General features: G+C 64.3%; 13 protein-coding genes and 1 tRNA gene. 6 read left to right on the forward strand and 8 right to left on the reverse strand.

All coding sequences use genetic code 11. From position 1 onward, the window contains the following. Window positions 1-34 precede the first annotated feature (34 nt). From ACS13N_RS09840 to ACS13N_RS09860, 5 genes are all read left to right on the forward strand, one after another. Window positions 35-1543, forward strand: coding sequence for a M16 family metallopeptidase (locus ACS13N_RS09840; RefSeq protein WP_438931492.1), 1509 nt, complete (start codon window positions 35-37; stop codon window positions 1541-1543). Window positions 1544-1563: 20 nt separating this feature from the next. Beyond that, window positions 1564-2898, forward strand: a complete 1335-nt coding sequence (locus ACS13N_RS09845; protein ID WP_438931493.1) for a M16 family metallopeptidase — start codon at window positions 1564-1566, stop codon at window positions 2896-2898. A gap of 76 nt (window positions 2899-2974) precedes the next feature. Further along, window positions 2975-3631 (forward strand): 16S rRNA (guanine(966)-N(2))-methyltransferase RsmD, encoded by a 657-nt coding sequence (rsmD, locus tag ACS13N_RS09850; protein WP_438931494.1) that lies wholly within the window; start codon window positions 2975-2977, stop codon window positions 3629-3631. Window positions 3632-3836: 205 nt separating this feature from the next. Beyond that, window positions 3837-4340, forward strand: coding sequence for a pantetheine-phosphate adenylyltransferase (gene coaD / locus ACS13N_RS09855; RefSeq protein WP_438931495.1), 504 nt, complete (start codon window positions 3837-3839; stop codon window positions 4338-4340). A 50-nt stretch (window positions 4341-4390) separates the two neighbouring features. Then, window positions 4391-4651, forward strand: a complete 261-nt coding sequence (locus tag ACS13N_RS09860) for a YfhL family 4Fe-4S dicluster ferredoxin (protein ID WP_438931496.1) — start codon at window positions 4391-4393, stop codon at window positions 4649-4651. Window positions 4652-4709: 58 nt separating this feature from the next. Here ACS13N_RS09860 and ACS13N_RS09865 read toward each other — a convergent pair whose 3' ends face one another. The 8 genes from ACS13N_RS09865 to ACS13N_RS09900 form a co-directional block, all read right to left on the reverse strand. Next, entirely contained in the window at window positions 4710-5360 is a 651-nt protein-coding gene (locus tag ACS13N_RS09865; protein WP_438931497.1) for a DUF4124 domain-containing protein, read from the reverse strand. A 23-nt stretch (window positions 5361-5383) separates the two neighbouring features. Then, window positions 5384-5986, reverse strand: a complete 603-nt coding sequence (gene pth / locus ACS13N_RS09870) for an aminoacyl-tRNA hydrolase (RefSeq protein ID WP_438931498.1) — start codon at window positions 5984-5986, stop codon at window positions 5384-5386. Between the two features lie 189 nt (window positions 5987-6175). Continuing rightward, window positions 6176-6802 carry a 50S ribosomal protein L25/general stress protein Ctc gene (locus tag ACS13N_RS09875; RefSeq protein WP_438931499.1) on the reverse strand — a complete coding sequence of 209 codons (627 nt, stop codon included), beginning with the start codon at window positions 6800-6802 and terminating at the stop codon, window positions 6176-6178. Window positions 6803-6955: 153 nt separating this feature from the next. Beyond that, on the reverse strand, window positions 6956-7906 hold the full coding sequence (locus ACS13N_RS09880; RefSeq protein ID WP_039599029.1) for a ribose-phosphate pyrophosphokinase: 951 nt from the start codon (window positions 7904-7906) through the stop codon (window positions 6956-6958). An 82-nt stretch (window positions 7907-7988) separates the two neighbouring features. Then, a tRNA-Gln gene (locus tag ACS13N_RS09885) sits at window positions 7989-8065 on the reverse strand. A gap of 51 nt (window positions 8066-8116) precedes the next feature. Further along, complete coding sequence (gene ispE, locus ACS13N_RS09890) at window positions 8117-8986, reverse strand: 4-(cytidine 5'-diphospho)-2-C-methyl-D-erythritol kinase (protein ID WP_438931500.1); 870 nt, start codon at window positions 8984-8986, stop codon at window positions 8117-8119. A gap of 18 nt (window positions 8987-9004) precedes the next feature. Beyond that, on the reverse strand, window positions 9005-9622 hold the full coding sequence (lolB, locus tag ACS13N_RS09895) for a lipoprotein insertase outer membrane protein LolB (protein WP_438931501.1): 618 nt from the start codon (window positions 9620-9622) through the stop codon (window positions 9005-9007). Next, entirely contained in the window at window positions 9622-11550 is a 1929-nt protein-coding gene (locus ACS13N_RS09900) for a tetratricopeptide repeat protein (RefSeq protein ID WP_438931502.1), read from the reverse strand. Before ACS13N_RS09900 ends, lolB begins: the two co-directional genes overlap by 1 nt. Before the next feature lie 100 nt (window positions 11551-11650). On the opposite strand from ACS13N_RS09900, the gene mutM reads away from it, so the two are divergent. Further along, the gene (mutM, locus tag ACS13N_RS09905) at window positions 11651-12514 is read left to right on the forward strand and encodes a bifunctional DNA-formamidopyrimidine glycosylase/DNA-(apurinic or apyrimidinic site) lyase (protein ID WP_438931503.1); all 864 of its coding nucleotides are present in this window, start codon (window positions 11651-11653) and stop codon (window positions 12512-12514) included. Window positions 12515-12698: the final 184 nt, after the last annotated feature.

Here is a 12698-nt window from a genome sequence, read left to right on the forward strand (position 1 = left end):
AGAATCAAGCGTCGAATTTTATCAGACGGCTCTTATGCGCTCTTCCATGCGAAACGTCTCAAGCCGGACCCGCCCGGGTGCCTGGCAATTGGCCGCGATGGTCTCAGGAATCGCCCTGGCGGCGGGCCTGTTGGCCGGCCCCGCTGGTGCACAGGAGTTGGCCGCCGCACCGGTGCGACCGGCGGCGGCTGTTGCCGGCGCCAAGGTCGGTGCCAGCCAGTCCGATACGCACGAATACAAGCTCTCCAATGGCCTGCGCCTGATCGTCAAGGAAGACCACCGCGCGCCCACCGTGGCCCACATGGTCTGGTACCGCGCTGGCAGCATCGACGAGCACAACGGCACGACGGGCGTGGCCCACATGCTCGAGCACATGATGTTCAAGGGCACCAAGGACGTCGGCCCGGGTGAGTTCTCCCGCCGCGTGGCCGCCATGGGTGGGCGCGAGAACGCGATGACCACGCGCGACTTCACGATGTACTACCAGCAGATCGAGAAGTCGCACCTGGGCGATGTGATGAAGCTCGAGGCCGATCGCATGGCCAATCTCCAGCTGACTGACAAGGAGTTCAAGCCGGAGATGAACGTGGTGAAGGAAGAGCGCCGCATGCGCATCGACGACTCCGCCCGTTCGACTGTCTACGAGCAGATGCTCGCCACGCTGTTCAACGCCGCGCCGTATCGCAACCCGACCATCGGCTGGCCGGGCGATCTCGACACGATGACGGTGCAGGACGCGCAGGACTGGTACCACGCCTGGTACACACCTAACAACGTCACCGTGATCGTGACGGGGGACGTGAACCCCGATGAGGCTTTCCGCCTGGCAGAGCGCACCTACGGCAAGCTCAAGCCGCACGCGCTGCCACGCCGTTACACGCAGGAAGAGCCCAAGCAGATTGGCGTCAAGCGCATCTGGGTGAAGGCGCCGGCCGAGAACCCGTACGTGGTGCTGGCTTACAAGGTGCCGGCGCTCAGGGATGTGGAGAAGGACGTTGATCCGTACGCGCTGGAGGTGCTCTCCGCGGTGCTCGACGGTTATGACAACGCGCGCCTGTCGAGCCAGCTCGTCAAAGGTGAGAAGCGTATCGCCGATGACGTCAATGCCGGCTACGACGGCCTGAACCGTGGCCCGTCGATCTTCATCATGGACGGCACGCCCGCCGACGGCCATACCACCGCCGAGATCGAACAGGCCCTGCGCGCGCAGATCGAGCGCATCGCCCGCGAAGGCGTGACCGATGCCGAGTTGAAGCGCGTCAAGGCGCAGGTCGTGGCCGGCCAGATCTACAAGCGCGATTCGGTGTTCGGCCAAGGCATGGAGATCGGTATGACCGAGATGAGCGGCCTGTCGTGGCGCTCGATCGACCGCCAGCTGGAGAAGATCAAGGCGGTCACGTCGGCGCAGATCCAGCAGGTTGCCAAGACGTACTTCAGTGAAGACAACCTCGTCGTCGCCACGCTGCTGCCGCAACCGATCGATCCCAACAAACCGGCGCGCAAGCCTGTTCCCGGCATGCGCGAAGAAGGAGGGCTGCGTTGATGCACCCCATTACACGACGGATGTCCCTGACCCTGAAGACGGCGCTGGTCGCCATTGTTGCCACAGCGACGCAAGGCGCACTGGCCGCGCTGCCCATCGAACACTGGACGGCCCCGACCGGCGCACGCGTGTTCTTCGTGCCGAGCCCGTCGATCCCGATGCTCGACATCAACCTCGATGTGGATGCCGGTTCGCGCTATGAACCGGCGGCCAAGGTGGGCCTCGCATCGCTCACGGCGGGCATGCTCGACAAGGGCATCGCCGCACAGGGCAACGCCCCGGCACGCGACGAAGCGGCGATTGCCGATGCGTTTGCCGACGTGGGTGCGAGCTTTGGCGGCGGCGCCGGCGGAGATCGCACCAGCCTGCGCCTGCGCACGCTGTCGGACCCGGCCGAGCGCGGCCCCGCCATTGCGCTGATGACGCAGATCGTCTCCGCGCCGACCTTCCCCGACGCCGTGCTTACACGCGACAAGCAGCGTCTGGTGGCATCCATCCGTGAATCGCTGACCAAGCCGGGTGTGCTGGCCGAGCGCGCGTTTGGCACGGCCATCTACGGCACGCACCCGTACGGACAGACGGCTTCGCCGGAAACGGTGGAGAGCATCACGCGCGACGACATCGTGCGCTACTACCAGGCCAACTACACGGCCAAGCGCGCGGTGGTGACGCTCATTGGCGCGATCAGCCGCCAGGAAGCCGAGGCCATCGCCGTGCAGATCACGCAGGGTCTGCCCGCCGACGGTGCCACGCCGCCCGCACTGCCCGACGTGAAGATGCCGTTGACGAAGGCCGAGACGATCCGCATTCCGCATCCGGCGCAGCAGGCCACCATCATCGTTGGCCAGCCTGGTATCTCGCGTAGCGACAAGGATTACTTCTCGCTGCTGGTCGGCAACTACGTGCTGGGCGGTGGCGGCTTCAGCGCGCGGCTGACCAACGAAGTGCGCGAGAAGCGTGGTCTGACCTACAGCATCGGCAGCTACTTTGCGCCGGCTGCACAGCCCGGCCCGTTCGAGCTGGCCCTGCAGACGCGCAAAGACCAGACCGAGGAAGCGCTGACCGTGGTGCGTGACACCGTCAGCAAGTTCGTTGCCGATGGCCCGACCGAAGCGGAGCTCAAGGCCGCGAAAGACAACCTCGTCAACGGCTTCCCGCTGCGCCTGGACAGCAACCGCAAGCTGCTGGACAACGTGGCCAACATCGGCTGGTACAACCTGCCGCTGGACTATCTGGATACGTGGACGCAGCGCATCGCTGCTGTCTCGCGTGACCAGGTGCGTACGGCCTTCCAGCGCGTACTGCAGCCGCAGACCATGGCGACCATCGTGGTGGGCGGCCCGGCGACAAACTGACGCACGGCACCTTCAACCGAAAAAACCGGCGGCATTCCCGCCGGTTTTTGTTTGGGCTGGCACTACAATCGCGCCCATGGCATCCCGTACTTCCAGTTCCAAAGGCCCGAAGGCCAAGACCGCCACGTCGCATGCGCGCGCACCGCAGCAGGTGCGCATCATCGGCGGGCAGTACAAACGCACGCCGCTGCCGGTGGTCGACGCCGACGGCCTGCGCCCGACCAGCGACCGCGTCCGCGAAACCGTCTTCAACTGGCTCGGCCAGGACCTGACCGGCTGGCACTGCGCCGACATCTTTGCGGGTACTGGCGCACTTGGTCTCGAGGCCGCTTCTCGCGGTGCAGCGCACGTGACGCTGGTCGAAAACCATGCCTCTGCCGTGCGCGCGCTGCACGCCATACGCGGCAAGCTCGATGCGCGCATGGTCGACATCGTCTCGGGCGACGCCTTCACATGGCTCGCCCGCCAGGCTGACGGTGCGTTCGACGCGGTGTTCATCGACCCGCCGTTTGCGCAGGATTGGTCGTTGCGTGCGCTGGAGGCCGCCATCCGGGTGGTCAAGCCGGGCGGGGTGATCTATCTAGAGGCACCGCAGCCTCTGGTGGATGTGAGTACTGATTCACAATCGGCAGAAGCAGCGGCGGGTATTCCGCTGCCGGCCGATGTGGCACTGCACAAGCACTTGCGCGCCGGTGCGGTGCATGCGCATTTGCTGCTGCGCAAAAAAGGTTAAACTACGCCGCTCGTTCCGGTGCATGAGCATCTGGCGGCACCTCTCCACAGTCTGATTGTGAGGTCGCCGAAAGGCAGCCGGAACGTGCGGGCGGCAGGCTCGGGACTTGCCGCGCTCGATAACGCAACGGTGTCCAAACGCAGATTGGCGCGGCAATGTCCCACGCCGCGCCGGCGGATACTTTTTTCCCCTTGGTGGAGGAACCATGGTGATCGCGGTTTATCCCGGCACTTTCGATCCGTTCACGCGCGGCCACGAAGACCTCGTCCGCCGTGCGTCCAACATCTTCGGCGAGCTGATCGTCGGGGTGGCGCAGAGCCCGAACAAGCGGCCGTTCTTCGCGCTGGAAGAGCGCATCGAAATCGCTCGTGAAGTGCTCGGCCACTATCCGAACGTGCGGGTCGAAGGGTTTTCCGGCCTGTTGAAGGATTTCGTGCGCAAGAATGGTGCGCGCGTGATCGTGCGGGGCCTGCGTGCGGTGTCGGACTTCGAATACGAATTCCAGATGGCCGGCATGAACCGCTACCTGCTGCCGGATGTGGAAACCATGTTCCTCACGCCTTCGGACCAGTACCAGTTCATCTCGGGCACCTTCGTGCGCGAGATCGCCATCCTGGGTGGCGACGTCAGCAAGTTCGTGTTCCCTTCGGTTGAGAAATGGCTCAAGGAGAAGACGGGCAAGGCAGATGACGTCGGCAAATCGGAATAAAATGACAGTTTGGCGGGAGCCCTCCCGCCGGTCATTTCAAGGAAAGCATCATGGCGCTCATAATTACCGATGAGTGCATCAATTGCGATGTGTGCGAGCCCGAGTGCCCGAACAACGCAATTTCGATGGGCCCGGAAATCTACGTGATCGATCCGGGCAAATGTACCGAGTGCGTCGGGCACTTTGATGAGCCGCAGTGCCAGCAGGTGTGCCCGGTCGATTGCATCCCCAAGGACCCGGCCCACGCCGAGTCGCAGGAGCAGTTGATGCAGAAGTACATTCAGCTCACTTCTGCGCCGCGCGCAGCGTAAGCAAAAAGAGACGGTCTAGGCCGTCTCTTTTCATTGGTGTTTGCCGATTGCTCCGCGCTTACTGGATCGGCAGCAGATCTTCCGGACCTTCATACGCATAACCGGGCTCGCAGACGATGCGGTAGTACGGCGGATGCGGCCGCAATGGGCGCGGCACGACGGGTGTTGGCGCAACCGGCGCTTGCAGGAAGGGCTTTGGGCCGCCGCCGCTCGGCGGGCGCAATGTGCCGGTGCCCGGCGCAGGCGTAATCGTGACGGGCGGGCGGACCACTGGCATTGGCGTTGGGTAGGGCATCGGGTACGGCACCGGCCCCACGTAGACGCGATGGCAGTAGCGCACGCCTTCCTGCGCCACCACAACCTTTTGTCGCTGGTCACGGCGTGCCTGCTCTGCGGCCAGCGCTGCGATCTGCGCCTGGCGAGCATCTTCCGCAGCTTGTGCCTTGCGGCGTGAGGTTTCCATCTCGCGCACTTCGGCGGCCTCGGCGGCGGCACGTTCGCGGGCGGCTTTCTGATCAGCGGCGGTAGGGGTGTTGTCGATCAGCGGGACTTCTGTCACACGCGTGCCACAGGGGTGATCGGAATAGGCCGTGTGGCCGTTTTCGCTGCAGCGATAGACCTGTGCCTGCGCGGGCATTGTCGCCAACAGGCCGAGGGCCAGGCTCGCCAACGCGACGGTGCGTGAGGTGAGCATGGTGAACGGTTTCATGGCGATGTCCTTGTGCGGGCGAATCAGCCTGCGGTATGCAGGCGCATCATGGCTTTTTCAGCGTTGCCGGCAACCAGGTCGGGCAGTGCGTCCAGGCTGCGGTCGATGGCGCGGTCGATCTGATCCTGTTCTTCCTTGCGCGGCGCCTTGAGTACGAAGTTGGCCACATCATGCTGGCCGGACGGCGCCGTGCCCGGCGGCAGCAGGTTGCGCGGGTGGCCGATACCCAGTCGCAGCCGCCAGAACTGTTGCGTGGTCAGGTGCGCGGCGATGTCCTTCAGGCCGTTGTGGCCACCCGAGCCGCCACCAAGCTTGAGCTTGACCGCGCCGGGCGGCAGATCAAGTTCGTCGTGCGCGACCAGGATCTCGTCGGGCATCACCTTGTAAAAGCGCGCCAGCGCCACCGTCGACAGGCCCGAGCGGTTCATGAAGGTCTGCGGCTGCAGCAGCCACACCTCATTGCCCCACAGGTTGGCGCGGGCAGCATAGCCGTGAAAGCGCGTTTCGTTGCGCAGGGTCACGTTGCCCATGCGCGCGAGCTGGTCGACCAGCCAGAACCCGGCATTGTGCCGCGTGGCTGCGTATTCGGCGCCCGGATTGCCGAGCCCGACGATGAGTTTGATCATGCGGAGAGGTCTAGGGTGAGGTGCAGGAAGCGCCCCTTGATCGTACAAGCATAGCCGCTTTCGCCCAGGGGATTCACAACGCGGGGGCGAGCGACATAGGTATGGAAACTCAGGCAGAAAAAAAGCCCGGCGAGACCAGCTCGGCGGGCTTTTTTGTGTCGTGCCCGAAGGCACGACGGTGCGGCAACCTTAGGCAGCCGGCTTGTCTTCGCCTGCAGCGGCAGCGCCTTCTTCAGCAGCGGCGGACTTTTCGCCAGCCGGCACGCTGATGTTGGCCACAGCCGGGTTCTCATCGCCACCGTGGGTGAGGATGGTCACGCCCTTCGGCAGCTTCAGGTCGGAGATGTGCAGGGTCTGGCCGATTTCCAGCGCGCCCAGATCCACTTCGATGAACTCCGGCAGGTCGGCCGGCAGGCACGACACTTCAACGTCGTTCAGGATGTGGTTCACGATGCCGTGGCCCAGCTTCACGCCCGGTGCGGATTCCTGGTTCAGGAAGTGCAGCGGCACCTTGACGTGGATCTTTTCCTTGGCCGACACGCGTTGGAAGTCGATGTGCAGAACCAGTTGCTTGAACGGGTGCAGTTGGAAATCGCGCAGCAGCGCCTTTTCCACCTTGCCAGCCACTTCGATGTCGAGGATCGACGAGTGGAAGGCTTCCTTCTTCAGCGCGTGGTACAGCGCGTTGTGATCGAGTTCGATCATCTTCGGCTCAGCTTCACCGCCGTAGATGATGCCCGGGGTCTTGCCGGCGTTGCGCAGGCGGCGGCTCGCACCAGTGCCCTGAACGCTACGCTCGAAAGCGACAACTTTCATGTTTGCTCCAAACGAAAAAAGACGACTCGCGACCAAGCCGTCTGGTGAACGGGGTGCCATATTGCGCCCCGCAGACACCGCAGAAGTGCCGTCTAGTCGACGTTTTCTGCAGTAAAGCCTTGAATTATAACAGGGGTCCGCAGACTTGCTGAATTATTCAGCAAACAGCGACATGATCGAGTCGCCGCGCACGATGCGGGTGAAGGTCTCGGCCAGCAGCGGGGCGGTCGAGAGCTGGCGGATCTTGCCGCACTTGAGGGCGTCGTCGCGCAGCGGAATGGTGTCGGTCACGACCACTTCGTCGAGTGCTGAGTCTGCGATGCGGGCAGCTGCGCCACCCGACAGCACCGGGTGCGTGCAGTACGAAAACACTTGCTTGGCACCACGCTCCTTGAGCACCTGAGCTGCCTTGCACAGCGTGCCACCGGTGTCGATCATGTCGTCCATGATCACGCAGTTGCGGCCTTCGACTTCACCGATGATGTTCATCACCTCGGCCACGTTGGCCTTCGGGCGACGCTTGTCGATGATGGCGAGGTCGGTGTTGAGTTGCTTGGCGAGCGCACGGGCGCGCACCACGCCGCCAACGTCCGGCGATACGACCAGCAGGTCGCTGTAGTTCTTCTTGCGCAGGTCTTCGAGCAGAACGGGCGACGCGTAGATGTTGTCGACCGGGATATCGAAGAAGCCTTGAATTTGGTCAGCGTGGAGGTCCATCGTCAGCACGCGCTCGACGCCAGCGACTTCCAGCATGTTGGCCACGACCTTGGCCGTGATGGCCACGCGCGCCGAACGCGGGCGGCGATCCTGGCGGGCATAGCCGAAGTAGGGGATGGCGGCCGTGATGCGGCGGGCGGATGCACGCTTGAGCGCATCGACCATCACCATCAGTTCCATCAGGTTGTCGTTGGTCGGGGCGCAGGTGGATTGCAGGATGAACACGTGCTTGCCGCGCACGTTTTCCTGGATCTCGACCTGAACTTCACCATCGGAGAATCGGCCGACGAGGGCCTTGCCGAGCGGGATGCCTAGGTGCTTGACGACAGCTTCGGCGAGTTTCGGGTTGGCGTTGCCGGTAAAAACCATCAAGCCTTCGCTGCTCATCGGGGCACCTGTTTTTCGACTTCAGACGCGCCGGTTGGTAGAAGCACCAACCGGGCTATTGCTGGGAACATAAGGAAGAAAATGGCAGGGGCGGAAGGATTCGAACCTACGCATGCCGGAATCAAAATCCGGTGCCTTAACCAGCTTGGCGACGCCCCTACACAACCGATCGGTTACTGCTTCCATTGCAGAAGCAGTAACTGCAAACCTTTACACAGCAAACCTCGCGAGCGGGTGTTGCGCCAGACCTGCCGCACACCGACCTTCCCACTCGGAAGGCACCTGATCCGCTACTGCTTGTGCATGCTCAACGCTATCGAACGGAGCAAACACACAGGCACCGGATCCGGTCATTCTTGCCAGGGGGCTGAACTGTCGTAGCCAGGCAAGTGCTCGGGCGATTTCGCCGTATTTCCTTTCCGCCACCGCTTGCAGATCGTTGCGACCGTAAGCGAAAACAATTTGTTGGTCAGGAAAGTCCGTAATTATGGTGAGTGGCGTGTTACGTGTCAACCCCTCATCGGAAAAAATTGCGGGGGTGGGCACATGCACGCGTGGATGGATGACAACGAACGCCGCCGGCGGCAGCACGATGGGCGTGAGTTCTTCACCGATGCCTTCCGCAAAGGCGTTCTGGCCGAATACGAAGAAGGGCACGTCGGCGCCGAGCTTCAGGCCCAATGCCATCAGCGTCGTACGCGGCAGATCGAGGCCCCACAGGCGGTTGAGCGCGAGTAGCGTGGTGGCCGCGTCGGATGAGCCGCCACCAATGCCACCGCCCATCGGTAGGCGTTTCTCGATGGCGATGTCGGCGCCGTAGGTGCAACCGGTTTCGGCTTGCAGCAAGCGTGCGGCGCGCATCACGAGGTCTTCGTCGGCCGGTACGCCGGGCACATCGGTGGTGCGTGCGAGGCGGCCGTCAGCACGTCGCGAGAAGTGCAACGTGTCGGACCAGTCGATCAGTTGGAAGACCGTCTGCAGCAGATGGTAGCCGTCGGGCCGGCGGCCGACCACGTGCAGGAACAGATTGAGCTTGGCGGGCGCCGGGCAATCGCGCAGCTCGGTGAGTACGGAGGTCATTGTGAGGCGATGACGGCGTTACTGATCCAGCACGAGCCGCACCGTAAGCGGTCCGTTGGTGCCGGTGTTCTGCTGGCGATCGAGATCGAGCCGGCGGATGTGTGCGTCGGCGGAGGTGTCGTCTGTCCAGGCGACGTAGTGCACGGTCCAGCCATTCTGTTCGATGGTCTCGGGGCGCGATTGCGTGTCGCGCGCCACGCGGGCCGGGGTGCCAGGGGCGGGGCGGGCACGCAGCCAGTCGCGCAGGCCGGACACCGGCAGCGAGAAGCCGAGCGCATCCTGCATCAGCGTGTCGACTTCAGGTGCGCGGCGCGGCGGCTGGTTGGGCAATTCGAGCGTGGCGCCCTGATTGTTTTGGCTGACGACGGCCAGCGTCTGGCCCAACGGCGACATCAGCTCAAGCTGCACATCGGCGCCGCGCTCGCGCCACAGGAAGCTGCCCACCGCGCTTTGCTCGGCGTTGCCGTGCATGTAGCGCGCAGAGAAGCGGCCCTGATAGCGCGTGATGGTGGCGTCGTTGTCTTGCGTGTTGGCGAACAGGTCGTTGGCCGGGCGCACGCTTGCGCAGCCTGCAAACAGCGCACAACTCACGCCCAGCACCAATGCCCCGAGCGCGCGGGAAAACTGCAGCGTCATCAGTTCGCGCTCACGGGAGCGTCAGGAATCGGCTGGCCGAAGCGGCGCAGCGTGTCGCGCAGGGTGTTGTCATTGATGTCGAGCTTGGCAGCGTCCGTCCAGATCTTGCGCGCATCGTCCTGCTTGCCGGATTGCCACAGCACTTCGCCCAGATGGGCGCCAATTTCGGCCTGCGGCGCGGAGCTCCACGCCTTGCGCAGAATGTCGGTGGCGGCCGGCAGATCGCCACGGCGGTATTTGACCCAGCCCAGGCTGTCGGCGATGTAGGGATCGTCCGGTGCCAGTGAAACGGCTTTCTCCAGCAACTCTTGTGCTTCCTGCAGGCGCACGTTGCGATCGGCCAGCGAGTAGCCGAGTGCGTTGTAGCCAATGGCCTGGCCGGGGCGCAGGTCGATCACCTTGCGCAGCAGCGTTTCCATGTTGTCGTAGTGGCCGTCGTGCTCTTCCAGCATGGAGAGCTGGTACGTGTACTCGACGTTGTCCGGATCGCTCTTCAGCAGCTCGTTGACGCGGGCGCGGGCGCGGCCATAGGCCTTGGCGTCCATCAGCATGCCGATCTCGGCCTGGCGGATGCCGTCCATCAGGGCCTGGCGGCGCGGGCCGTCGGGAATGTCTTCGGAGTCGGCGACGAGTTCGTCGAAGGTCTGTTGTGCTTCATCAATACGGCGCAGCTTGCCGAGCAACTGGCCGCGCTTGATGCCGGCGGCAAGCGCGGTTTGGCCGTCGGCATCGCCGTTGGCCGAGCCGGTGATCTTGTCGACCCACGCCAGCGCACCTGCGTAGTCGTGCCTTTCCTCGGCGAGTTGGGCGAGGCCCTGGTAACCGGGCTCGGGGCTCAGCGTGGGCGACTTGGCGGTGGCCGCGACGTATTCCTTCAGGTAGCGCTCGGCGGCGTCGTACTGGTGCTGTTGCAGCGTCAGCAGGCCCAGCGCCAGCGTGATGCGCGCATCGTTGGGCGCGATCTTCTTGAGTGCTTCGAATTCGCTGCGGGCCTTGTCTTGCTGATCGCGCACGAGGTACATGCGGGCAAGCGCCAGATGGCCGTCGATGGACGCGGGCGCGGCCTTCAGGAAGGTACGCAGGCCGGCAATGGCGGCATCGGGATTGTCGTCGGCGCGCAGCTCGGCGGCCAGGATGGCGGCATCTTCATAGCCGGGACGCAGCTTGAGGGCGGTGTCCAGTTCGGCCAGTCCACCCGGTACATCCTTGGCGACGACCTTGGCACGCGCCAGGGCGAGATGCGTTTCTGGGCGCTGCATGTCGTGCGCGGCGATGCGCTGCAGCGCGGCCACGGCGCCTGCCGGGTCGGTGCTCTTGGACATCTGCTGCTGCAGTTGCAGGATGGCGTCGGCGCGTTGGCCGGGCGACACCTTGTTCAATTGCGCCTGCAGCATCGGTTCAACTTCGGACCACTTGCCCGTGGCCACCAGCAGAAGCTGCTGTACCTGGCGGGCGGGCATGGAGGTCGGCGACAGCTCGACCCACAGTCGCGAGGCAGTCAACGCCTGCGCGGGCGAGCGGGTCAGGAAGGCGATTTCGGTGGCGCGCTGGGCGAAACGCGGGTCGCGCGTGTCTTGCGCGAGATCCAGGTAGGTTCGGTAGGCCGGCTCGACCAGCCCGCGTTGCAGCGAGATCTCCGACGCCAGCACGCGGTACATGATGTCTTGATCGAGCGCGATTGACGGCAGATCGGTGCGCTCCGAATTCAGTAGGCTGCCACGCGAGCGTGAGCGTTCAAGCTGGATGTTGGGGCGGGCACCCTCCTGTGTTGCCTGTGCGATCAGCGCAGGCGCGGTGCTCGGATTTGCCGCCCATGCCGGCAGATTCGCCAGTCCTCCCGCAACCAGCGAGGCGAGCAGGATCGCTCGGCTGCGCGGAAATCGCCGCGGGCGTTGCATCGCTGGCGAACGGGGGAAAGCGTGGGGCATGGTCTTGAAGCTCCGGATGGGGTTCAGGGCATTGTAGCCTGACCGCTACAATCGCCCGCATCGTAAAAAAGGTTGGAGCAGCACATGCGACGGAGGTTCGATGCCTGAGTTGCCAGAGGTGGAAGTCACCCGCCTGGGTTTGCTACCGCATATTACGGGGCGACGTATCGTGCGCGCGGTGGTGCGCCATCACGGGCTGCGTTGGCCGGTGGATCCTGCCTTGCCAGCGTTGCTCGCCGGCCTGACCGTCACGCGCCTGCTGCGCCGTGGCAAGTATCTGCTGATCGAATGCATGCCGGACGCGGGCCAGGCCGATGCCGGCGGCGGCTGGCTGCTGATCCACCTCGGCATGACCGGCACCCTGCGGGTGCTGGAGACCCCGGTTTCACCCGGCCCGCACGATCACGTGGATTTGGAGCTGGTCGACGCAACCGGCGTGCCGATCACGCTGCGCTATCGGGATCCGCGCCGTTTCGGTGCGGTGCTCTGGCACCCTGGTGATGAAGCCGGATTGGCTGATCACCCGCTGCTGCGCAACCTCGGCATTGAACCCTTCGATGTGCGCTTCGACGGCGATTGGATGTACACCCGCACGCGCGGGCGCAGTGTTGCCATCAAATCGGCGCTGCTGGCGGGCGATATCGTGGTCGGCGTGGGCAACATCTACTGCTCAGAAAGCCTGTTCCGCGCCGGCATCCGGCCCACCACGGCGGCAGGGCGCATCAGCCGGCCGCGCTACGCCGCGCTGGCCGAGGCGATTCGCGCCACGCTGGCCGACGCCATTGCCCGGGGCGGCAGCACGCTGCGTGATTTCGTCGGCTCAGACGGCCAGAGCGGCTATTTTCAGCTCGAGGCGTTCGTGTACGACCGGGCCGGTCTGCCATGCCGTGTGTGCGGCACGCCGATCCGCCAGATCGTCCAGGGCCAGCGCTCCACCTTCTATTGTCCGACCTGCCAGCGCTGAGGCGGCTTTCGGAGCGATTTACCCGTCATTTCGCAAGGTTTTCGAAGGGGGGTAGCGGGCCGCCGATGGCATCCCGCAACACTTGGCTGGCCGGCCCGGACAAGTCGGCGGAAAGTTCTCCCGGAACCTGTCGGTTCCCTGTATCGTTCCACCTAAATTTGTGCATTTCTGTGCCGTAATGGGC

This window comes from Ralstonia sp. 24A2 (assembly GCF_051783885.1).
Lineage (GTDB): Bacteria > Pseudomonadota > Gammaproteobacteria > Burkholderiales > Burkholderiaceae > Ralstonia.